Genomic DNA, 20,179 nt, shown 5'->3' on the forward strand with positions numbered 1-20,179 from the left:
CAGACGGTTTTTCTTGTCATCCGCCGGTCACGCCATGGCATGCTCTCCTGGCCCGAAAGGGGAACAGAACGGCCCGAAGGCCGGGCCGGCTACCAGAACGGAGACGATCGCCCATGCTGCTGCGGGATATCGAAGGCTTCGTCCGAATCCCGGATTGGCGCCTGACCACCGCCGAGATCCTCTACCACCTGCCCGATCATCCGGGCCTGCTGCAGAGCTTCGTCTGGCAGAAGGTGGATCATGCGCCCCGCTTCCCGGAGCTCCACCGCTTCCTGGCCTTCTGGCAGCGGGAGATCCACGGTCCGCTGCACTCCGTGCGGGTAGCGTCGAGCGCCCTGACCCGGCCCGCCGAATTTCGGTACGCCGAGGGCCAGTTCAACCTGCACTGAGAAGAAAACCGGCCGATTCCCCGTTCACGTCAGGAGCAGGAGCAGCGCCGAGAGCGTCACGGTGGAGAGCAGCGTCGCGATCAACACCGTGGCGCCGGAGCGCTCGGCACCGCTCATGTAGCGCCGCGCCAGGAAGAAGGCATTGGCGCCGGTCGGCATGGCGGCGGTGAGCACCGCCACGGCCAGCGCCTCCCCCCCCAGCCCGAGCGCCAGCCCGGCACCCCAGACCAGCCCCGGCATGAAGGCCAGCTTGAGGCCGCAGCCCATCAGCGCCTCGGGCCAGTCGCGCCGGGCATTGAAGGAGAGCAGGCTGGCGCCCAGGGTGAACAGCGCCACGGGCGGCCCCGCCTGCCCCACCAGGTCGAGGAAGCGGCGCGCGGTGGCCGGCACTGGAATGCCGGCCAGCGTGACCAGCAGACCGAGCAGCACCGCCAGCACGATCGGGTTGCGCAGCACGGCGAGCAGCGTCGGCTTCAGGATCCGCGTCATCGAGGCCTGGCTGCTGTGCGCGAGCTCGGCCACCACCGTGGCCAGCGGCAACAGGATCAGCGAATGCAGGGCCAGGATGCCCAGCAGCAGCGCCAGCCCGCTCTGGCCGAAGACCGCCAGGATGACCGGGATGCCGATCATGTTGGTATTGCCGAAGCTGCAGTTGAGGGCGAAGGAGCCGGCCTCGGAGAGCCGCAGCCGCAGCAGCCGCCACCCCAGCAGCAGGGCCAGGCCATAGGTCGTCAGACAGCCGGCGAAGAACGCCACCGCCACCACCCCGCCGCCGGAATGGGGCGAGGTGGCGCCGGCGAAGAGCAGGGCCGGCATGGCCAGCTTGAAGGCGAAGTCGTTGAGGCCGCGCAGCCCTTCCTCGCTCACCCAGCGCCGCCGGGCGAAGAGATAACCGAGGCCGATCAGGGCGAAGATCGGCCCCAGGACATGCAGCAGCATGACCGGCCCGCCCATCGTCAGGGCTTCAGCAGTTCATCGATGAAGGCGGGCAGCCAAGGCTGGCGGGCGCGGGCGCAGCGCGCCGCATGCAGGATCGACCGCGCCTCCGCCACCGTCTCGTGGAAGTCGTTGTTCACGAGCACATGGTCGAAATCCGCCCAGTGGCTGATCTCGTCCCGCGCCGCCTGCATGCGGCGGGCGATCTCCTCCGGCGAATCCTGACCCCGCCCGTGCAGCCGGCGTTCCAGCTCCGCCAGGCTCGGCGGCAGCAGGAACAGGCTGACCACATCCGCCGGCAAAGCCGCGCGCAGCAGGCGGTGGCCCTGCCAGTCGATGTCGAAGAGCACGTCCCGCCCGGCCGCCAGCGCCTCTTCCACCGGGGCGCGCGGCGTGCCGTAGCGGCGGCCGAAGACCCGGGCCGATTCCAGCAGCGCGCCGGATGCCTCCATGGCCTCGAACTCCGCCATGCTGCGGAAGAAGTAATGGACCCCCTCCTGCTCGCCCGGGCGCGGCGCCCGCGTGGTGGCGCTGACGGAGAGGCGGAGATCCTTCTCCCGCTCCAGCAGCGCCCGGCTGACCGAGGATTTGCCGGCCCCCGAGGGCGCGGCGAGGACGAGGCAGAGGCCCCGGCGGGAGATCCGGTTCATTCGACGTTCGCCGCCTGCTCGCGCAGCCGCTCCAGCGCGGCCTTCAGGTCCAGGGCGATGCGGGTCAGCCCCAGGCTGGCCGACTTGGCCCCCAGCGTGTTCGATTCGCGGCCGAACTCCTGGGTCAGGAACTCCAGCCTGCGGCCCACCGGCCCGGGTTCCGCGAGCAGGGCGCGGGCTGCGGCCAGATGCGCGCCGAGCCGGTCCAGCTCCTCCCGCACGTCGGATTTCTGCGCCAGCAACGCCACTTCCGCCGCCAACCGTTCCTCCGGCACCCGGCGCTCGCCTTCCAGCATCTCGGCCAGCGCCGCCCGCAGCCGGGCCCGGTGCGCGGCGGGCTGGGCGGCGGCCTCGCCCAGCGCCACCTCGCGCAGGGCGGCGATCTCGTCGAGCAGGGTGGCGAGGATGGCGGCGAGCTTCTCCCCCTCCCCCCGGCGGGCGGCCGCCAGATCGTCGAGCGCCAGGGCGAAGGCCCGGGAGAGCACGGCTCGCCGGGCCTCCTCCTCGCCCGCGGCGGGATCGGCCGCTTCGGCCCGCAGCACGCCCGGCAGGGCCAGCACCGCCTCGGCGCGCGGCGGCGGGCAGCCGGGGATGCGCGCGGCCACCGCCAGGACGAGCTGGATGGCCTGCTCCAGCGCCGCCGGATCCGGCGTCAGGCGGGGCCGCTGCTCCTCCCTCTTCAGGGACAGCGTGGCGGAGATGTTGCCCCGCTTGAAGCGCACCCCCACGGCCTCGCGCAGCGGTGCCTCCAGAGGATCCAGCCCGGGCGGCAGGCGCAGGCGCAGATCCAGCCCGCGCCCGTTGACGCTGCGCAGTTCCCACACGAAACCCGTACCGTCCGGCAGGGCTCCCGACTGCCGGGCGAAGCCGGTCATCGACGAAATGGCCATGACCGGCCTTCTCTTCCCCTCCGGCACAGGATGCAAGACATGGCGCGCCGAGACTGGACGACGATCGCCATCACCGGCGCCTCCTCCGGCCTTGGCCTGGCTCTGGCCCTGGGCTGTGCCCGGCCCGGCGTGACGCTGCATCTGACGGGACGGGACGAGGCCCGCCTCGCCGGCGCGGCCAACCGCTGCCGCGCCGCCGGAGCCCAGGTGCGCGAGACCACGCTCGATGTGCGCGATGCCGGGTCGGCGGCCCGCTGGGTGGAGGGGATGGATCGGCTGGACCTGCTGGTCGCCAATGCCGGCGTCTCCGGCGGCACCGGCGGGGTGGCGGAACCGTCCGGGCAGACCCGGGCGATCTTCGCGACGAACGTCACCGGTGTGCTGAACACCGCCCTGCCCGCCCTGGACAGGATGGCGGCGCAGCCGCCGGGCGCCGACGGCATCCGCGGCCGGGTGGCGGTCATCGCCTCGGTCGCCGCTTTCGTCGCCACGCCGGGCGCCGCCGCCTACTGCGCCAGCAAGGCCGCCGTGCAGCGCTGGGCCGAGGCGCATGACGCGACCGAGCGTCACCGGGGGCTGCGCATCCACGCCGTCTGCCCGGGCTATATCCGCACCCCGATGACGGCGGTGAACGACTTCCCGATGCCCTTCCTGCTGACACCGGAGGCGGCGGCGCGGCGCGTCCTGCGGGGCATCGAGGCCGGCCGGGCGCGAATCGCCTTCCCCTGGCCGACCTATGCCATGGCCCGCCTGGCCGGCGCCCTGCCCATGGCGCTGCGCGCCGCCATCGCCGCCCGCCTGCCCGCCAAGCCGGTGGGACGAGGCTGAACAGCCGGCCTAGGGCGTGGCCCTGCGTCGCTCGATGGCGCGCCACCGGGCGACGTTGCGGTTGTGCTCCTCGAGGGTCCGGGCGAAGGCATGGCCGCCGGTGCCGTCGGCCACGAAGTAGAGGTCGTCGGTGCTGTCGGGCCGCAGCACCGCGCGCAGCGACTCGATTCCGGGGCTGGCGATCGGCCCGGGCGGCAGCCCGCGGTTGCGGTAGGTGTTGAACGGATGCTCGCGGTCCAGGTCGGCCCGGGTCAGCGCCCGGTCCAGCACGGCGCCGTCGGCCGCGGCATAGGCCACCGTCGGGTCCGATTGCAGGGGCATGTTGCGGCGGAGGCGATTGATGAAGACCGCCGCCACCCGCCCCCGCTCCTCGGGCATCCCGGTCTCCCGCTCGACGATGGAGGCCAGCACCAGGGCCTCTCGCGGGCTGGCCAGGGGCAGATCCGGGGCCCGCTCCTTCCACAACCGGTCCAGCGCCTCGCGCATGGCGGCGGCGGCACGCCGCACCACGCCGGCGCGGTTGTCGCCCCAGCTATAGGCATAGGTCTCCGGCAACAGCTCGCCCTCGTCGATGGTCGGCAGGTCGCCATACAGGCCCTCCGCCTGCTGCAGGATCGCCGCCATCTGCCGGGCGGTCAGACCTTCCGGCAGAGTCAGACGGCGCTGCACCGGGCGCGCGGTGCGGAGCACGGCCAGCACGTCGCGCAGGGAACCCTGGGCGGGAAAGAGGAACTCGCCGGCCCGCAGCGGCCCCTCCTCCCGCGTCAGCCAGACGGCCGCGGCGAAGAGGCGCGGATCACGGATCACCCCTCGCTCGGCCAGGGTCGCGCCGATGGTCTGGACACCGCCGCCGCGCTCGACCACCACCGGCGTCGCCTGCGCCAACGGGCCTGGCGCCGACCAGCTGCGCCAGCCCCACCAGGCCGTTCCGGCGCCGGCCACGACCAGGAGAAGAAATAGGGTCAGCAGGAACATCCAGAACTTGCGCAAGATCGGCCCTCCTCGTCGGCAAGCGGGGAAGGAGGCTGAGCCAGGGCCGCGAGCCCTCCACCCACCCGATGCTCAGATGGGGCTGGCCGGGCGGAGGGGAAGAACCTGCCGCCCGGCCGGAAGTGCCTCAGCCCGCCTTGCGGAACAGGATGCTGGCATTGGTGCCGCCGAAGCCGAAGCTGTTCGACAGCGCCACGTCGATCGGCCGCTCCTGCGGCTGCAGCGCCACCCGGTCGATCACGCTCTCCCGCGAGGGCTTGCGCAGGTTGAGGGTGGGCGGCGCCACCCCGTCCCGGATGGCGAGGATGGAGAAGACCCCTTCCACGGCGCCGGCGGCCCCGAGCAGATGCCCGATCGCCGACTTGGTGGAGGACATGGCGAGGCCACGCGCGGCCTCGCCAAAAAGCCGCTCGACCGCTTCCAGCTCCAGGTCGTCGCCCAGCGGCGTCGAGGTGCCGTGGGCATTGACGTACTGGATCTGCTCCGGGGTGACGCCGGCGTCGCGCAACGCCGCCTTCATGGCCCGGAAGGCGCCTTCATGGCCCTCGGCCGGGGCGGTGATGTGATAGGCATCGCCCGACATGCCGTAGCCCAGGACCTCGGCGTAGATCTTGGCGCCGCGCTTCCTGGCGTGCTCGTACTCCTCGAGCACCAGGATACCGGCGCCCTCGCCCATGACGAAGCCGTCGCGACCTTCGTCCCAGGGGCGCGAGGCCTCCTGCGGCGTGTCGTTGTAGCCGGTCGAGAGGGCACGGGCGGCGCAGAAGCCGGCCATGCCGATATCGCTGATCGCCGCCTCGGTGCCGCCGGCGACCATGACATCGGCATCGCCCAACGCGATCAGCCGTGCCGCGTCGCCCAGCGCGTGCACGCCGGTGGCGCAGGCCGTGACCACGGCGTGGTTCGGTCCCTTGAAGCCGTATTTGATCGAGACATGGCCGGAGGCCAGGTTGATCAGCGCCGAGGGAATGAAGAAGGGCGACAGACGGCGGGCCTTGCCGGCCCCGACCAGCAGGGCGTTCTCGGCGATGGCGGGCAGGCCGCCGATGCCGGAGCCGATCATCACGCCGGTGGCGTTCCGATCCGCCTCACCCTCGGGCATCCATCCCGAATCCTCGACCGCCTCCGTCGCCGCCACGAGGGCGAGCTGGATGAAGCGGTCCATCTTCTTCTGGTCCTTGACCGGGACCCACTCGTTGAAGTCGAGCTTTCCCTCGGTCTTGGCGCCAGCCGGAACCTCGCCGGCGATACGCGCCGGCAGGTCCTTGGCATCGAAGAGGCTGATCGGGCCGATGCCGCTCTCGCTGGCGAGCATCCGCCGCCACACATGATCGACGCCGACGCCGAGCGGGCATGCAATGCCCATCCCGGTGACGACGACGCGTCGCGGCGTCGTCAGAGAACCGAACACGCGTTATCTCCCCCAGACGTCTACTTGCGCGGCGCGAATGGAAGGCCCTCAGGCGGCCTTCTGCGCCTCGATATAGTCGATCGCGTCCTTGACGGTCGTGATCTTCTCGGCCGCGTCGTCGGGAATCTCGACGCCAAAGGCCTCCTCGAAGGCCATCACCAGCTCGACGGTGTCGAGGCTGTCGGCCCCCAGGTCGTCGATGAACGACGCCTCGGACGTGACCTTGGCTTCCTCGACGCCGAGGTGCTCGACAACGATCTTCTTCACCTTCTCGGCGGTATCGCTCATCGCCCGAGTCTCTCCTGCTTGCAGACGCTGCCGGCATTCCGGACGGGGACCGCCCCCGTCGTCGACCTGCGCGGCATTAACATGGAAGCAAGCCGGGGAACAGATTTCCCGGCCGTTCCGTTTCAGGTCATCGCCATCCCGCCGTTCACGTGCAGGGTGGCGCCGGTGACCCAGCCGGCGGCATCGGATGCCAGATAGGCAACCGCGGCCGCGATATCAGTGGCCTCGCCCATGCGGCCCAGCGGAATCCGCTCCATCAGCCGAGCCTTCTGCTGCTCGTTGAGCGCATCGGTCATCGGGGTGCGCACGAAGCCGGGCGCCACGACATTCACCGTGATGCCACGGCTGGCCACTTCCTGGGCCAGCGACTTGCTCATGCCGATCAGCCCGGCCTTGGCGGCCGCATAGTTCGCCTGGCCGGGATTGCCGGTGACGCCGACGATCGAGGCGATCGAGACGATCCGGCCTGAGCGACGCTTCATCATGCCGCGCAGCGAGGCGCGCGCCAGCCGGAACGGCGCCGCCAGATCGACCTCCAGCACGTCCGACCAGTCCTGGTCGGACATCCGCATGGCCAAGCCGTCCCGGGTGAAGCCGGCATTGTTGACCAGGATGTCGAGCCGCCCGAGCTCCGCCTCGACCTTCTCGATCAGCGCCTGCGGCGCGGCGGGGTCGGACAGATTGGCCGGCGCCATCAGCGCGCCCTCGCCCAGCTCGTCGGCCAGCTCGCGCAGCACCGCCTCACGCGTGCCCGAGAGCGCCACCTTCGCGCCCTGCGCATGGAGCGCGCGGGCGATTGCGGCGCCGATGCCGCCCGTGGCGCCGGTCACCAGCGCCACCTTTCCATCCAGTCCGAACATGCCGCTCATCGCCTCACAACGTCTTGAGGAAGGCTTCGATCTCGGCGGGCGTGCCCACCGACAGGGCCGCGGCCTCCGGCGCCAGACGGCGCATCAGGCCGGTCAGCACCTTGCCGGCGCCGATCTCGACGAATCGGTCGCAGCCCAGCTCGACCATGGTGCCCACGCATTCCCGCCAGCGCACCGTGCCGGTCACCTGCCGGACAAGCAATTCGCGGATCTCGGCCGGGTCCGTCGCCTTCGCGGCGGTGACATTGGCCACCACCGGCACCAGCGGTGGGCGCAGCTCGGCCAGGGCCAGCGCCTCGGCCATGGCGTCGGCGGCGGGCGCCATCAGGGCGGAATGGAAGGGCGCCGAGACGGGCAGCAGCATGGCACGCTTGATGCCCTCGGCCTTGGCGAGGGCGACGGCCCGCTCCACGGCGCCGCGATGGCCGGAGATCACCACCTGGCCGCCGCCATTGTCGTTGGCCGCCTCGACCACCTCGGTGCCCTCCGGCCCCTCGGCGGCGCGTTCGCAGATCGCCTGGGCCTGGGCCATCTCGGCGCCGAGCAGCGCCGCCATGGCGCCGAGGCCGGCCGGCACCGCCTTCTGCATGGCCTCGCCGCGCAGCCGCAGCAGGCGGGCGGCGGTCGGCACGTCGAGGCTCTGCGCCGCGGCCAGCGCGCTGTATTCGCCGAGCGAATGTCCGGCGACCAGGGCCACCTGCGACTTCAGGTCGAAGCCGCCCTCCTGCTCCAGCACGCGCATGACCGCCAGGCTGACGGCCATCAGCGCCGGCTGCGCGTTGGCGGTCAGGGTCAGCTCCTCGGCCGGCCCCTCGAACATCAGGCGGGAGAGGTTCTGCCGCAGCGTCTCGTCCACCGCCTCGAAGACCTCGCGGGCGGGGGCGAAGGCCTGGGCCAGCTCGCGGCCCATGCCGGGCGCCTGGCTGCCCTGGCCGGGAAAGACGAAGGCGATCGGCATGGCGGTGTCGGCTTTCCTCTGCGCTGACAGCCGGCCGGCAGGCCGGATCCGGCGACAATCCCTGTGTGGAGCCGGGCGGGGTAATGGCGCTGCCCCCCGGTGTCAACAATCGAGCGTCATCGGGATGTCATCCCGAGCCCCCCTGGGAGGGCCCTGGCCGCCCGCGCTCCCGCGATGACGGCGAAGCCCCGCGGCCACGGCATGGCCGGCGCGCCCTGTGGATAAGGCGGTTTACGCGGCGGGGCAATTATGGTTTACGCAGCGCCACCCTGCCGGGCGCGGAGGCATCGCGCCCGGCTATGCCCGTTTGCGCTCTCCGGCATGGGCCGGAGCAGGCTTGGGCTGAGACAGCCACAGGGAGATCCCATGCCGTTGTATGAGACCGTGCTGATCGCACGAAACGACCTGACGCAGCAGCAGGTCGAGGCCATCACCGACCAGGTCGCGGGCGTCGTCACCGAGGCCGGTGGCGAGGTCAAGAAGCGCGAGTACTGGGGCCTTCGGGGCCTGGCCTACCGCATCAAGAAGAACCGCAAGGGGCACTACATGCTCCTCGGCCTCGACTGCCCGGCGGCCGCCGAGCAGGAAGTGGCCCGCCAGCTCGGCCTGAATGAGGACGTGCTGCGCCACATGACGCTGCGCGTCGAGACGATCGACGAGGCGCCCTCCGCCATCCTGGCCAAGCGCGGCGACGACCGCGAGCGCGACCGCGGCTTCCGTGGCCCGCGCCCGCCGGCGGGGCGCTTCTCCTCCGGCCGCACGCGTGAGCGCAACGACGACCGTGAGGAGTATCGCGCCCGCTCGCGCGATGATTCCGAGAACACCGGCGGCGAGGAGTAATCCATCATGTCCGACACCAGCGAACCGAACATCGCCGCCCGTCGCCCCGCCGTGGGCGCCCGCCGGCCCTTCTATCGCCGCCGCAAGTCCTGCCCCTTCTCCGGCCCGAACGCGCCGAAGATCGACTACAAGGACGTGCGCCTGCTCTCCCGCTTCCTGAGCGAGCGGGGCAAGATCGTCCCGTCCCGGATCACCGCCGTGTCGGGGAAGAAGCAGCGCGAGCTGGCCAATGCCATCAAGCGCGCGCGCTTCCTGGCGCTGCTGCCCTACGTCATCAACGACTGACGGCAGCGGACGGGATTCAGGATCTCTGAGGCAGGCACAGCCGTGGCAGCGGGACACCCCCGAGGGAATTTTCCCACCGGTCTGATCGACGATCCCCGCCTGCTGGCGGGGGCGGCGGCGGGGCTCGTCTCGGCGCTGGCCACGCTCTGGGCGCTGCGCGGCCTTCCGGGAGGGCTCGGCCTGTTCTGGCTCTCCCCCTTGCCGCTCTTCCTGGCCGGGCTCGGCTTCGGCGGCATCGCCACGACCCTCGCCATTCCGGTGGGCGGCGCGGCGCTGCTGCTGGCCGGGCCGGGCTGGGTCGCCCTTCTGCTCTGGCTGGTGCTCTATGCCCTGCCGGCCTGGATGCTGGTGGCCCTCGGCCTGCGGCCCGGGCCGCGCCTCGTGCTGACGGCACCGCTGGCGCTGCTGGGCCTCTGGCCGGCCTTCGTGACCCTGGCCGCGAGCCTCGCGGCGGGGGAGCATGGCGGGCTGGAGGCGGTGCTGCACGAGGCCGTCCGCGACGGCCTGGAGCGCATGGGCGGCGGGGTGTCGGAGCCGATGGTCGAGCAGATCGTCCGCCTCATGCCCGGGGCGCTGGCGCTTTGGGTCGGGCTGGCGCTGCTGGCCAACGCGGCCGGCGCGCAGGGCTTCCTGCAGCGCCGCGGCCTGGCCCTGGCGCCGGCGCCGCGCTGGCGGTCGGGCCGGTTGCCCGGCTGGTATCCGGCCCTCCCGGCCCTGGCCGGACTGGCCTGGCTGGTGGCCGACGAGGCCGACGCCATGCTGCCGCTGTCGCTCTGCCTGGTGCTCTCGGTGCCGCTGCTGCTGCAGGGGCTGGCCGCGATGCACACGCGGCTGGCCTCCTTCAGCGGCCGGCTGCCGGTGCTGATCCTGCTCTATGTCCTGATTCTCGTCTTCAGCCTGCCGGGCGCCGTGATCCTCGTGGCGCTCGGCCTCCTCGAACAGTACGGGCGCCGCAACCCGCCCGCCAACATGTGAGATCGGGGTTACACCGATGATCGAAGTCATCCTGATGCAGCGGGTCGACAAGCTCGGCCAGATGGGCGAGCTGGTGAAGGTCCGCCCTGGCTATGCCCGCAACTTCCTGCTCCCGCAGGGCAAGGCGATCCGCGCCAACAAGGACAATCTGGCCCGGTTCGAGCGCGAGCGCGTTCAGCTGGAAGCCCAGAACCTGAAGCGCCGCGAGGAAGCCGAGCGCATCGCCGAGCGGATGGACGGCCTCACGGTCGTCATCATCCGCCAGGCGGGCGAGGCCGGCGGCCTCTATGGCTCTGTGTCCGGCCGCGACATCGCCGAGGCCTGCCGGGAAGCCGGCCTGACCATCTTCCGCAACCAGGTGTTGCTGGAGCAGCCGATCAAGACCGTGGGCCTGACCCAGGTTCGCGTCGCGCTGCATCCGGAGGTGGATCTGTTCGTGACGGTGAACGTCGCCCGTTCCCCGGAAGAGGCCGAGAAGCAGGCGCGCGGCGAGGATCTTCGCGCCGAGCAGCAGGCCGAGGAGGAGAGCCTGGAGGCCGAGCTGGCCGCCGAGCTGTCCGAGCTGGGCGCCGCCAGCGAAGAGTAAGACCGGCCCCGGCCTCCACCGAGGCCACGGACGCGTCGAGAGGGGGGAGTGCCGGACAGGCGCTCCCCCTTTTGTCGTCGCGGAGGTCCGCCGGCGGCATCCTCCGGTGGGCCGGCATGATTTGGGGGGCCATCGGCCTCGCCCCCGCGTGACTGGACAGCCCTCGCGACCTTTCCCCAACATGCGGGATCGTGGTGAGCAGCGAGGGCCCAGACATGCCGTTTGATCGTGTGCTGTCCCGTATGATCCGTCACGGGCGGCTGACCGTTCGCTACCCGGACGGCGTGGAACGCCGCTACGGTGGCCAGGACGGGCCTTCCGCCGCCTTCGAGATCCGCAGCCGGCGCGCCGAGTGGCGGCTGGTGACCAATCCGGGCCTGGCCTTCGGCGAAGGCTACATGAACGGCGAGATCCGCCCGGTCGGCAGCACGCTCTACGAGGTGATGGACCTGCTGGTCCTCAACCTGATGGAAGCCGGGCACCCGGGGGAGCGGGTGATGGAGAAGCTGCGCTGGCTGCGCCGCCGCTTCGACCAGCTGAACCCGGCGGGGCGCGCGCGCCGCAACGTCGCCCATCACTACGACCTGAACGGACGCCTCTACGCCCTCTTCCTGGACCGCGACCGGCAGTACTCCTGCGCCTATTTCCCGACCGGCGAGGAGTCCCTGGAGGAGGCGCAGCTGCTGAAGAAGCGGCACATCGCCGCTAAGCTGAAGCTCGACCATCCTGACCTCCATGTCCTCGACATCGGCTGCGGATGGGGGGGCATGGCCCTGCACCTGGCGCGGGAGCATGGCGTCCGCGTCACCGGCATCACCCTCTCCACCGAGCAGCTGGAGGTGGCCCGCGGCCGCGCCGCCGAGGCCGGCCTGGCCGATCGCGTGCGCTTCGAGCTGATGGACTACCGCGACTGGCGTGAGCCGGTGGACCGGATCGTCTCGGTCGGCATGTTCGAGCATGTCGGCGTGGATCATTACCGCCGCTTCTTCCGCAGCCTGCGCGCGGCCCTGAAGCCTGACGGGGTGGCGCTGATCCACGCCATCGGCCGCAGCGACGGGCCGGGCAGCACCAACCCCTGGATCGCCAAGTACATCTTTCCGGGCGGCTACTCCCCGGCCCTCTCCGAGGTGCTGCCGCATGTCGAGAAGTCCGGCCTCTGGACGACCGATATCGAGATCCTGCGGCTGCACTACGCGCAGACCCTGGCGCATTGGCGCCGCCGCTTCGCCGCCAACCGGGACGCCATCCAGAGCCTCTATGACGAACGCTTCTGCCGCATGTTCGAATTCTACCTGATCGGCTCCGAGCTGGCCTTCCGGCGCATGGGGCATATGAACTGGCAGTTGCAGCTCACCCGCTCGCCCGAGACGCTGCCGCTGACGCGGGACTACATGCAGGCGGCCGAGCGGGCGGCGGCGGAAAGCGCGCAGGCGCAGGGGCGGACCGGCGGCGAGATGGCCTGCCGCCCGCGGCCCTGAGGGGCGGCCGCCGGGCGGTGTGCCGGGCCGGCGGCACAATTCCCAATCCGGAACATCCCCGTTATCCACAGCCCCCGGTTTCCACCCCGACGGCCTCTCGGGCTAAGTAGGGGGGATGAACAGCGTTCCCCCTCCCGGAGACGGGCTGATCGGCCTGTCGCAGCGGCAGCCCCCGGCGAATGCGCAGGCCGAGCAGGCGCTGCTGGGAGCGCTGCTGGCCAACAACAAGGCCTATGAGCGGGTTTCCGAGTTCCTGGCGCCCGAGCATTTCGCCCATGCCGTGCATGGCCGCATCTACGCCGCCATCCAACGCCGGATCGAGGCGGGCCAGCTCGCCGACGCGGTGACGCTGCGCGCCGAGTTCGAGCATTCCGGCGTGCTGCAGGAGGTGGGCGGGAGCGCCTATCTGGCCGAGCTGCTGACCGCCATGGTCGGCATCATCAATGCCGGCGAATATGGCCGCGTCATCCATGACGCCTGGCTGCGGCGGCAGCTCATCGACCTGGGCGAGACGGTGGTGAACCGCGCCTTCGGCGCCGAGGCCGAGCTGGGCGCCAAGGAGCAGCTGGAAGCGGCCGAGCAGGCGCTCTTCGACCTCGCCAAGGATGGCGGCTCGGAGGGCGGCTTCGTCACCTTCGGCCGGGCGCTGACCGAGGCCGTCACCATGGCGGAGAAGGCCTTCACCAGCGGCGGCGGCGTCTCCGGCCTGCCCTCGGGCCTGCGCGACCTCGACGCCAAGACGGGCGGGCTGCACCCCTCTGACCTCGTCATCCTCGCCGGCCGCCCGGGCATGGGCAAGACGGCGCTGGCCACCAAGATCGCCTTCGGCGCCGCCAAGTCCCTCCTGCGCGCCGCCGAGGACGAGCACGGGCCCGGCGCCGTGCCCAAGGGCGGCTGCGCCATCTTCTCGCTGGAAATGAGCGCCGACCAGCTCGCCACCCGCCTGCTCTCGGAGGAGGCGCGGGTCTCGGGCGACCGCATCCGCCGCGGCGAGATCCAGCAGCGCGACTTCGACCGCTTCGTCGAGGTCAGCCGTGAGCTGGCCCGCCTGCCGCTCTTCATCGACGACACGCCGGCCATCACCATCTCGGCGCTGCGCACCCGCTGCCGGCGCATCAAGCGCACGCGCGGCCTGGACCTGATCGTGGTCGACTACCTGCAGCTCATGCGCCCGGCCGCCGGCTCCCGCCCCGAGAACCGGGTGCAGGAGATCAGCCAGATCACGCAGGGGCTGAAGGCCATCGCCAAGGAGCTGGCGGTGCCCGTGATCGCCCTCTCGCAGCTGTCCCGCCAGGTGGAGAACCGCGAGGACAAGCGGCCGCAGCTCGCCGACCTGCGCGAATCGGGCTCGATCGAGCAGGATGCCGACATGGTGATGTTCGTCTACCGCGACGACTACTATCTGAAGATGCAGGAACCCAAGGCGGCCGGCTTCGACAATGGGGAGAAGTACGAGAATGCCCTGGCGGCCTGGAAGGAGCGGATGGAGAAGGCCTACAACCGCGCCGACCTGATCGTGGCCAAGCAGCGGCACGGTCCGACCGGCACCATCCCCCTCTTCTTCGAGGCCGAGTTCACCCGCTTCGGCGACCTCGACATCCACCATGGCGGCGCGCATGACGGCTACTGACCCCGGCGAGCGCGCCGGGCTTCTGGAGGTCGACCTCGGCGCCATCGTCGGCAACTGGCAGTCGCTCTGTGAGCGGCATGTGGATGGCGCCGTGGCCGCGGTGGTCAAGGCCGATGCCTATGGCCTCGGCGCCGGGCCGGTGGCCAAGGCCCTGGCGGCCGCCAGCTGCTGGTACTTCTTCGTCGCCCATCTCTCGGAGGGCATCGCCCTGCGGCGCGTGCTGAGCCATGGGCCGATGATCGCGGTGCTGGGTGGCTTCGCGCCGGGCGCCGACCAGGGGGCCGCGCTGACCCCGGTGCTGAACACGCCGCAGGATGTCGCGGCCCACCGGGCCGCCGGCACGACCGGCGCCATCCTGCACCTCGATACCGGGATGGAGCGGCTCGGGCTGGACGCCGCCGGGCTGGCGGGGGTGGGGGATCTCTCGGGGCTGGGGCTGCGCTACGTCATGACCCACCTCGCCTGCGCCGACGAGCCGGACCATCCGCTGAACGCCGAGCAGGCGCGCCGCTTCGCCGCCGGCTGCGCGGCGCTTCCCGGCGTTCCGCGCAGCTTCGCCAATTCCGCCGGCCTGTTCCTGGGCGAGGACTTCGCCTCCGACCTGGCGCGCCCCGGCTGCGCGCTCTACGGCATCAACCCCACTCCGGGCCGCCCCAACCCGATGCGGCAGGCGGTGCGGCTCACCGCGCCCGTCCTGCAGGTGCGCGAGGTACCGGAAGGCGCGACCGTGGGCTACGGCGCCTCCTGGCGGGCGCCACGCCCGAGTCGGATCGCCACCGTCGCCGTGGGCTATGCCGATGGCTATCCCCGCAGCCTTTCAGGTCAGGCCATCGGCAGCCTGGACGGACACCCCGTCCCGCTGGTAGGCCGCGTCTCCATGGACCTCGCCACCTTCGACGTCACCGGCCTGGATGTCGCGCCCGGCGACCGCATCGAGCTGATCGGCGCGGCGCAGACGCCGGACGATGTCGCCGCGCGTGCCGGGACCATCGGCTACGAGATCCTTACCGCCCTCGGCGCCCGCTACCAGCGGCGCTACATCCCGGCATGAACTGGCGCCCCCGAACTTGACCCTCGTCCTGGATTTCCTCGCCGCGATCGGACGCGGCGTCCTGGAGGCCCTCCGTACGGTGGGCGGCATCGTGCTCTTCGCGATGAACGGCGTGTCGCATATCGTGCGGCCGCCCTTCTATCCCCATCTGATCGGCCGCGCCTTCGTCGAGATCGCCTATTTCTCCCTGCCGGTGGTCTCGCTGACGGCGGTCTTCACCGGCATGGTGCTGGCGCTGCAGTCCTATTCGGGCTTCTCGCGCTTCGGCGCCGAGAGCGCCATCGCCAATGTGGTGGTGATCTCCATCACCCGGGAACTGGGGCCGGTGCTGGCCGGGCTGATGGTGGCGGGCCGCATCGGCGCCGCCTTCGCCGCCGAGATCGGCACCATGCGCGTCACCGACCAGATCGACGCGCTGACCACGCTCTCGACCAACCCGATGAAGTACCTGGTGGCGCCCCGCCTGCTGGCGGGCACGCTGGCCATGCCGCTGCTGGTGGTGATCGCCGATATCCTCGGTGTCATGGGCGGCTGGCTCATCGGCACCACCCAGCTCGGCTTCACCTCGACCTCCTATCTGACCTCGACGCTGAACTTCCTGGAGCCGATGGATGTCATCTCCGGCCTGGTGAAGGCGGCGGTCTTCGGCTTCATCATCACGCTGATGGGCTGCTACAGCGGCTATCGCAGCAAGGGCGGCGCGCAGGGCGTCGGCGCGGCCACCACCTCGGCCGTGGTCTCCTCCTCCATCCTCATCCTGGCGCTGGACTATGTCCTGACCGCCCTGTTCTTCGGCGCATGAGCAGCACCCCGAAAATCCGCCTGCGCGGCCTGACCAAGAGCTTCGGCGCCAAGAAGGTGCTGGACGGCGTCGATCTCGATGTCGGGGCCGGGCAGAGCATGGTGATCCTGGGCGGCTCGGGCTCCGGCAAGTCCGTCACCATCAAGTGCATCCTCGGCCTGATCACGCCGGATTCCGGCTCGATCGAGATCGACGGGCACGATGTCCTGACCATGCCCCGGCGCGAGCGCGAGGCGCTGAACGACCGCATCGGCATGCTGTTCCAGAACGCGGCGCTGTTCGACAGCCTGCCGGTCTGGGAGAATGTCTGCTTCAAGCTGCTGGCGCAGAAGCGCGTCACCCGGGCCGAGGCCCGCGGCAAGGCGGCGGAGATCCTGGCCCAGGTCGGGCTCGACGGCAGCGTCGGCGATCTCTCGCCCGCCGAGCTCTCGGGGGGCATGCAGAAGCGCGTCGGCCTGGCGCGCGCCATCGCGGCGCGGCCGGACATCATCTTCTTCGACGAGCCGACCACCGGCCTCGACCCGATCATGGGCGCCGTGATCGACGGGCTGATCGTGGACACCGTGAAGAAGCTGGGCGCGACCGCCGTCTCCATCACCCACGACATGGCCAGCGCACGGCGCATCGGCGACACGGCGGCGATGATCCACAAGGGCCGCATCGTCTGGACCGGCCCCGCCGCGACGCTGGGCCAGACCGGCAATGCCATGGTGGACCAGTTCGCGCGCGGCGAGCGCGAGGGGCCGATCGGGATGGAATTGCGGAAGTAGGCAGGCCGGAGGTCGGAAGGGGGCGCGAGCCCCCTCCCCTGCCCGCCTACCGCTTCAGCAGCAGTTCCGCGATCTGCACCGCGTTCAGCGCCGCGCCCTTCAGCAACTGGTCGCCGGCCACGAACAGGGCGAGCGAACGGCCCGAGGGGTCGCCGATATCGCGGCGGATGCGGCCCACCAGCACATCGTCCTGGCCCGTGGCCTCGGAGGGCATCGGGAAGTGGTTGGCGGCGCGGTCGTCTACCAGGCGCAGGCCCGGCGCGGCGGCCAGCAGTTCGCGCGCCTCCTCCGGCGTCACCACCTCGTCGAACTCCACGGTCAGCGCCATGGCATGCGCGCGCAGCACGGGCACGCGGATGCAGGTGATGCCGATCGGCAGCTCGGGCGCGCCGAGGATGCGGCGGGTCTCCGCCACCACCTTGGTCTCCTCGCCGTTGTAGCCACTCTCCGGGTCCATCTCGGCGTTGTGGCTGAACAGGTTGAAGGCGTAGGGGTGCGGCAGGACCTTGGGCTCGAAGCTCTCGCCCCGGAGATAGGCGGCGGTGGCCTCGCGCAGCTCCTCCATCGCCGCGGCGCCGGCGCCGGAGGCCGCCTGGTAGGTCGCGGCCGTCAGCCGGCGGATGGGGTGGGCGCGGTGCAGCGGCGCCAGGGCAACGGTGGCGATGGCGGCGACGCAGTTCGGGTTGGCGACGATGCCGTGATGCCCGGCCAGGGCGGCCGCGTTCACTTCCGGCACCACCAGCGGCACCTCGGGCTCCATGCGGAAGGCCGAGGAATTGTCCACCACCAGGGCGCCCGCCTTCACCGCGGCGGCGGCGAAGCGCTTGGAGATGCCGGAGCCGGCGGAAAAGAGCGCGATGTCGACGCCCGCGAAACTGTCCTCGGTCAGCGCCTCAACCGTGACGGGCCGGCCCTTGAAGTCGAGCGTCCGGCCCGCCGAGCGCGGCGAGGCCAGCAGCTTCAGCCCGCCGAGCGGGAAGCCCCGGCTCTCCAGGCAGCGCAGCAGCTCGACACCGACGGCGCCGGTGGCGCCGATGATGGCCACCACGGGCGCGGCGGCCTCGACCTGGCGGAAGGCGGCTTCGGCGGGTTCTTCGAGGGACAGCATGATGTCTCTTCCATGGAGGCCGGAGGAGACGGGGCGCCGGTTCCGTCCGGCAAGGCCCCGTCCGTCTCCGGCGGGGCCTTCTGGTGCTATGCCGCGGTGTCGGTCCGCGCAGCCACCAGAGGACGCCCCGCCGGAGCGGTCGTCTTGGTAATGCGCTTGAGGGTGATCGTCACGGACATGCGAGGGATTTTGCCGGCCGGCACGGCGCCGTCAAGAGGCGGCCTGTGCCGCCTGACGCTCGAAAACCACGGTGCTGCCATGCCGTGCCTCCTCCGGCCGGCAGAGCGCGGCGAGCGCGGACGCCACCTCGGCGGGCTGGACGATGCTGGCGGGGTCCTCCCCCGGCATGGCCTGGGCGCGCATCTTGGTCGCCACCACATCAGGGTCGAAGAGGTTCACGCGCAGGGGGGTGTGCTCCACCTCCCGTGCCCAGGTCAGGACCAGATGCTCCATCCCCGCCTTGGTCGCGCCATAGGCGCCCCAGTAGGGCTTGGGCCGCCGTACCCGCCCGGTGGTGACGAAGACGGCCCGGCCGGCGGGCGCGGCGCGCAGCGGCGGGTCGCAGGTGCGGATCAGCCGCCAGCTTGCCGTCAGGTTGACGCCGACCACATCCGCCCAGTCGCGCGGCTGGATATGCGCCACCGGCGTCAGGCTGCCGAGCGCCCCGGCATTGTGCACCAGGATGTCAAGCCGGCCGAAGCGCTCGACCAGGGAGGGGCCGATGACGTCGATCTTGTCGGCCTGCTTCACCAGGTCGAAGGGCAGCAGGGTGGACCCGCCGCCCAGCGCCCGGATCGCGTCGTCGGTCTCCTCCAGCCCCCCCTGGGTGCGCGCCACCAGCACGCAATGCGCCCCCAGCCGGGCCAGCTCGATGGCGGTGGCGGCACCGATGCCACGGCTGGCGCCGGTGATGAGGGCGACCTGCCCGGCGAGCGGCCGCCCCGTCTCTGGCTGTCCTGTCACTGGCCGTTCGCCGCCAGCAGGGCGGGCACGCGCTCGGGATGGCCGACGAGATCGGTCAGCGGAATGGCATAGTCGCCGGTGAAGCAGGCGTCGCAATACTGCGGCGCGCCGCTCTCGCGCCGGGCGTGGCCGAGGGCGCGGTAGAGACCGTCGAGCGAGATGAAGGCCAGGCTGTCGGCGCCGATGATGCGCGCCATCTCCTCGACATCGTGGTTGGCGGCGAGGAGCTTCTCCCGCTCCGGCGTGTCGATGCCATAGAAGCAGGGATGCGTCGTCGGCGGCGAGGAGATGCGCATGTGCACCTCCTTGGCCCCGGCCTGCCGCACCATCTCGACGATCTTCTTGGAGGTGGTGCCGCGGACGATGGAATCGTCCACCAGGATCACCCGCCGCCCCTCGATCATCGGCCGGTTCGCCGAATGCTTCAGCTTCACGCCCAGATTGCGGATCTGGTCGGTCGGCTCGATGAAGGTGCGGCCGACATAGTGGTTGCGGATGATGCCGAGCTCGAAGGGGATGCCGCTCTCGGCGGCGTAGCCCATGGCGGCGGGCACGCCGGAATCGGGCACCGGCACGATGACATCGGCCTCGACATGGCTCTCGCGCGCCAGCTCGGCGCCGATCGACTTGCGCACGCCATAGACCGGCGTGCCTTCCATGACGGAATCCGGCCGGGCGAAGTAGATGTACTCGAAGATGCAGAACCGGCTCTGCTGCCGGCCGAAGGGGTTGATGCTGCGCAGCCCGCTGTCATCGATGACGACGATCTCGCCCGGCTCGATGTCGCGCACGAACTCGGCGCCGACGATGTCGAGGGCGCAGGTCTCGCTGGCCAGCACCATGGCGCCCTCGGGCAGCCGGCCAAGCACCAGCGGGCGGACGCCGAGCGGATCGCGGGCGCCGATCAGGGCGCCGTGATGCAGGGCAATCAGCGAATAGGCCCCCTGCACCTGCTTCAGCGCGTCGATCAGGCGGTCCACCACATTGGCGTAGAGGCTGATGGCGATGAGGTGGACGAAGACCTCCGAATCCGTGGTGCTCTGGAACAGGCAGCCGCGGCGGACCAGGGCGCGCTTGAGGGCCGTCGCATTGGTCAGGTTGCCGTTATGCGCCACGGCGAGGCCGCCGAACTCGAAATCGGCATAGAGCGGCTGGACGTTGCGCAGCGCCGTCTCGCCCGTCGTCGCGTAGCGGTTGTGGCCGACGGCGGCGCGGCCCTTCAGCCCGGCCATCACCTTGGCGTCGCCGAAGATGTCGCCCACCAGCCCGAGGCCGCGATGCGCGTTGAACACGCCCTTCTCCGAGCCCGGATCGGTCAGGGCGACGACACCCGAGGCCTCCTGCCCGCGATGCTGCAGGGCATGCAACCCGAGGGCGGTCAGCGCCGCGGCATCCGAGGCGTTCCAGACACCGAAGACGCCGCATTCCTCGTGGAAGCCGTCGTCTTCATCCCAGGGGTTGGTGGAGGGCAGGGGCTGCATC

General features: G+C 71.2%; 22 protein-coding genes. 11 read left to right on the top strand and 11 right to left on the bottom strand.

The annotated features are described in order from the left end of the window. Positions 1 to 113: 113 nt before the first annotated feature. Positions 114 to 389 (top strand): usg protein, encoded by a 276-nt coding sequence (locus ACF3NH_RS02610; RefSeq protein ID WP_198365925.1) that lies wholly within the window; start codon positions 114 to 116, stop codon positions 387 to 389. A 24-nt stretch (positions 390 to 413) separates the two neighbouring features. On the opposite strand, the gene ACF3NH_RS02615 is transcribed toward ACF3NH_RS02610, so the two are convergent. The 3 genes from ACF3NH_RS02615 to ACF3NH_RS02625 are packed head-to-tail and all read right to left on the bottom strand — an operon-like array spanning position 414 to position 2,865. Next, complete coding sequence (locus ACF3NH_RS02615) at positions 414 to 1,343, bottom strand: AEC family transporter (protein ID WP_232477018.1); 930 nt, start codon at positions 1,341 to 1,343, stop codon at positions 414 to 416. Between the two features lie 2 nt (positions 1,344 to 1,345). After that, positions 1,346 to 1,975 (bottom strand): guanylate kinase, encoded by a 630-nt coding sequence (gene gmk, locus ACF3NH_RS02620; RefSeq protein ID WP_422921761.1) that lies wholly within the window; start codon positions 1,973 to 1,975, stop codon positions 1,346 to 1,348. Further along, positions 1,972 to 2,865 carry a YicC/YloC family endoribonuclease gene (locus tag ACF3NH_RS02625; RefSeq protein WP_422921762.1) on the bottom strand — a complete coding sequence of 298 codons (894 nt, stop codon included), beginning with the start codon at positions 2,863 to 2,865 and terminating at the stop codon, positions 1,972 to 1,974. The genes gmk and ACF3NH_RS02625 overlap by 4 nt, the downstream gene beginning before the upstream one ends. A 39-nt stretch (positions 2,866 to 2,904) precedes the next feature. On the opposite strand from ACF3NH_RS02625, the gene ACF3NH_RS02630 reads away from it, so the two are divergent. Beyond that, the gene (locus tag ACF3NH_RS02630) at positions 2,905 to 3,693 is read left to right on the top strand and encodes an SDR family NAD(P)-dependent oxidoreductase (RefSeq protein WP_422921763.1); all 789 of its coding nucleotides are present in this window, start codon (positions 2,905 to 2,907) and stop codon (positions 3,691 to 3,693) included. A gap of 9 nt (positions 3,694 to 3,702) precedes the next feature. Here ACF3NH_RS02630 and mltG read toward each other — a convergent pair whose 3' ends face one another. The 5 genes from mltG to fabD all read right to left on the bottom strand — a co-directional run bounded on the left by mltG (position 3,703) and on the right by fabD (position 8,209). Next, positions 3,703 to 4,683, bottom strand: a complete 981-nt coding sequence (gene mltG, locus ACF3NH_RS02635) for an endolytic transglycosylase MltG (RefSeq protein WP_198365921.1) — start codon at positions 4,681 to 4,683, stop codon at positions 3,703 to 3,705. A gap of 127 nt (positions 4,684 to 4,810) precedes the next feature. After that, positions 4,811 to 6,094: a beta-ketoacyl-ACP synthase II gene (fabF, locus tag ACF3NH_RS02640; protein WP_198365920.1), complete on the bottom strand. Its 1,284-nt coding sequence runs from the start codon at positions 6,092 to 6,094 to the stop codon at positions 4,811 to 4,813. Between the two features lie 48 nt (positions 6,095 to 6,142). Next, positions 6,143 to 6,382 (bottom strand): acyl carrier protein, encoded by a 240-nt coding sequence (locus ACF3NH_RS02645; RefSeq protein ID WP_120009070.1) that lies wholly within the window; start codon positions 6,380 to 6,382, stop codon positions 6,143 to 6,145. A gap of 122 nt (positions 6,383 to 6,504) precedes the next feature. Further along, positions 6,505 to 7,242: a 3-oxoacyl-[acyl-carrier-protein] reductase gene (fabG, locus tag ACF3NH_RS02650; protein WP_422921764.1), complete on the bottom strand. Its 738-nt coding sequence runs from the start codon at positions 7,240 to 7,242 to the stop codon at positions 6,505 to 6,507. A gap of 13 nt (positions 7,243 to 7,255) precedes the next feature. Further along, positions 7,256 to 8,209: an ACP S-malonyltransferase gene (gene fabD / locus ACF3NH_RS02655; protein ID WP_198365918.1), complete on the bottom strand. Its 954-nt coding sequence runs from the start codon at positions 8,207 to 8,209 to the stop codon at positions 7,256 to 7,258. 366 nt (positions 8,210 to 8,575) lie between these two features. On the opposite strand from fabD, the gene rpsF reads away from it, so the two are divergent. From rpsF to ACF3NH_RS02700, 9 genes are all read left to right on the top strand, one after another. Then, positions 8,576 to 9,049 carry a 30S ribosomal protein S6 gene (gene rpsF / locus ACF3NH_RS02660; protein ID WP_198365917.1) on the top strand — a complete coding sequence of 158 codons (474 nt, stop codon included), beginning with the start codon at positions 8,576 to 8,578 and terminating at the stop codon, positions 9,047 to 9,049. A 6-nt stretch (positions 9,050 to 9,055) separates the two neighbouring features. Continuing rightward, positions 9,056 to 9,334, top strand: coding sequence for a 30S ribosomal protein S18 (gene rpsR, locus ACF3NH_RS02665; protein ID WP_198365916.1), 279 nt, complete (start codon positions 9,056 to 9,058; stop codon positions 9,332 to 9,334). Between the two features lie 42 nt (positions 9,335 to 9,376). Beyond that, the gene (locus tag ACF3NH_RS02670; protein ID WP_198365915.1) at positions 9,377 to 10,309 is read left to right on the top strand and encodes a DUF2232 domain-containing protein; all 933 of its coding nucleotides are present in this window, start codon (positions 9,377 to 9,379) and stop codon (positions 10,307 to 10,309) included. A 16-nt stretch (positions 10,310 to 10,325) separates the two neighbouring features. Further along, positions 10,326 to 10,895 carry a 50S ribosomal protein L9 gene (gene rplI, locus ACF3NH_RS02675; RefSeq protein ID WP_198365914.1) on the top strand — a complete coding sequence of 190 codons (570 nt, stop codon included), beginning with the start codon at positions 10,326 to 10,328 and terminating at the stop codon, positions 10,893 to 10,895. Between the two features lie 215 nt (positions 10,896 to 11,110). Beyond that, positions 11,111 to 12,373: an SAM-dependent methyltransferase gene (locus tag ACF3NH_RS02680; RefSeq protein ID WP_198365913.1), complete on the top strand. Its 1,263-nt coding sequence runs from the start codon at positions 11,111 to 11,113 to the stop codon at positions 12,371 to 12,373. Positions 12,374 to 12,488: 115 nt separating this feature from the next. Then, complete coding sequence (locus ACF3NH_RS02685) at positions 12,489 to 14,003, top strand: replicative DNA helicase (RefSeq protein WP_198365912.1); 1,515 nt, start codon at positions 12,489 to 12,491, stop codon at positions 14,001 to 14,003. Beyond that, positions 13,990 to 15,054 carry an alanine racemase gene (gene alr / locus ACF3NH_RS02690; RefSeq protein ID WP_422921765.1) on the top strand — a complete coding sequence of 355 codons (1,065 nt, stop codon included), beginning with the start codon at positions 13,990 to 13,992 and terminating at the stop codon, positions 15,052 to 15,054. Before ACF3NH_RS02685 ends, alr begins: the two co-directional genes overlap by 14 nt. A gap of 16 nt (positions 15,055 to 15,070) precedes the next feature. After that, positions 15,071 to 15,856 carry an MlaE family ABC transporter permease gene (locus ACF3NH_RS02695; RefSeq protein WP_198365910.1) on the top strand — a complete coding sequence of 262 codons (786 nt, stop codon included), beginning with the start codon at positions 15,071 to 15,073 and terminating at the stop codon, positions 15,854 to 15,856. Next, positions 15,853 to 16,626, top strand: a complete 774-nt coding sequence (locus tag ACF3NH_RS02700; protein WP_198365909.1) for an ABC transporter ATP-binding protein — start codon at positions 15,853 to 15,855, stop codon at positions 16,624 to 16,626. Before ACF3NH_RS02695 ends, ACF3NH_RS02700 begins: the two co-directional genes overlap by 4 nt. Positions 16,627 to 16,672: 46 nt before the next feature. Here ACF3NH_RS02700 and ACF3NH_RS02705 read toward each other — a convergent pair whose 3' ends face one another. From ACF3NH_RS02705 to purF, 3 genes are all read right to left on the bottom strand, one after another. Next, the gene (locus ACF3NH_RS02705) at positions 16,673 to 17,734 is read right to left on the bottom strand and encodes an aspartate-semialdehyde dehydrogenase (protein WP_422921766.1); all 1,062 of its coding nucleotides are present in this window, start codon (positions 17,732 to 17,734) and stop codon (positions 16,673 to 16,675) included. Between the two features lie 210 nt (positions 17,735 to 17,944). Further along, the gene (locus ACF3NH_RS02710) at positions 17,945 to 18,697 is read right to left on the bottom strand and encodes an SDR family NAD(P)-dependent oxidoreductase (protein WP_422921767.1); all 753 of its coding nucleotides are present in this window, start codon (positions 18,695 to 18,697) and stop codon (positions 17,945 to 17,947) included. Beyond that, on the bottom strand, positions 18,694 to 20,178 hold the full coding sequence (purF, locus tag ACF3NH_RS02715; RefSeq protein WP_198365906.1) for an amidophosphoribosyltransferase: 1,485 nt from the start codon (positions 20,176 to 20,178) through the stop codon (positions 18,694 to 18,696). The genes ACF3NH_RS02710 and purF overlap by 4 nt, the downstream gene beginning before the upstream one ends. Position 20,179: the final 1 nt, after the last annotated feature.

It is taken from the genome of Pseudoroseomonas sp. WGS1072, from assembly GCF_049340465.1.
Lineage (GTDB): Bacteria > Pseudomonadota > Alphaproteobacteria > Acetobacterales > Acetobacteraceae > Pseudoroseomonas.

Excerpts from the sequence above, each read along its gene's own strand:
- rpsF (WP_198365917.1), top strand. The coding sequence starts at position 8,576 with ATGCCGTTGTATGAGACCGTGCTGATCGCACGAAACGACCTGACGCAG.
- alr (WP_422921765.1), top strand. The coding sequence starts at position 13,990 with ATGACGGCTACTGACCCCGGCGAGCGCGCCGGGCTTCTGGAGGTCGAC.
- ACF3NH_RS02705 (WP_422921766.1), bottom strand. The coding sequence starts at position 17,734 with ATGCTGTCCCTCGAAGAACCCGCCGAAGCCGCCTTCCGCCAGGTCGAG.
- rplI (WP_198365914.1), top strand. The coding sequence starts at position 10,326 with ATGATCGAAGTCATCCTGATGCAGCGGGTCGACAAGCTCGGCCAGATG.
- ACF3NH_RS02680 (WP_198365913.1), top strand. The coding sequence starts at position 11,111 with ATGCCGTTTGATCGTGTGCTGTCCCGTATGATCCGTCACGGGCGGCTG.
- fabD (WP_198365918.1), bottom strand. The coding sequence starts at position 8,209 with ATGCCGATCGCCTTCGTCTTTCCCGGCCAGGGCAGCCAGGCGCCCGGC.
- ACF3NH_RS02700 (WP_198365909.1), top strand. The coding sequence starts at position 15,853 with ATGAGCAGCACCCCGAAAATCCGCCTGCGCGGCCTGACCAAGAGCTTC.
- ACF3NH_RS02625 (WP_422921762.1), bottom strand. The coding sequence starts at position 2,865 with ATGGCCATTTCGTCGATGACCGGCTTCGCCCGGCAGTCGGGAGCCCTG.
- fabG (WP_422921764.1), bottom strand. The coding sequence starts at position 7,242 with ATGTTCGGACTGGATGGAAAGGTGGCGCTGGTGACCGGCGCCACGGGC.
- purF (WP_198365906.1), bottom strand. The coding sequence starts at position 20,178 with ATGCAGCCCCTGCCCTCCACCAACCCCTGGGATGAAGACGACGGCTTC.
- ACF3NH_RS02645 (WP_120009070.1), bottom strand. The coding sequence starts at position 6,382 with ATGAGCGATACCGCCGAGAAGGTGAAGAAGATCGTTGTCGAGCACCTC.
- ACF3NH_RS02615 (WP_232477018.1), bottom strand. The coding sequence starts at position 1,343 with ATGGGCGGGCCGGTCATGCTGCTGCATGTCCTGGGGCCGATCTTCGCC.
- ACF3NH_RS02685 (WP_198365912.1), top strand. The coding sequence starts at position 12,489 with ATGAACAGCGTTCCCCCTCCCGGAGACGGGCTGATCGGCCTGTCGCAG.
- ACF3NH_RS02630 (WP_422921763.1), top strand. The coding sequence starts at position 2,905 with ATGGCGCGCCGAGACTGGACGACGATCGCCATCACCGGCGCCTCCTCC.
- gmk (WP_422921761.1), bottom strand. The coding sequence starts at position 1,975 with ATGAACCGGATCTCCCGCCGGGGCCTCTGCCTCGTCCTCGCCGCGCCC.
- rpsR (WP_198365916.1), top strand. The coding sequence starts at position 9,056 with ATGTCCGACACCAGCGAACCGAACATCGCCGCCCGTCGCCCCGCCGTG.
- ACF3NH_RS02610 (WP_198365925.1), top strand. The coding sequence starts at position 114 with ATGCTGCTGCGGGATATCGAAGGCTTCGTCCGAATCCCGGATTGGCGC.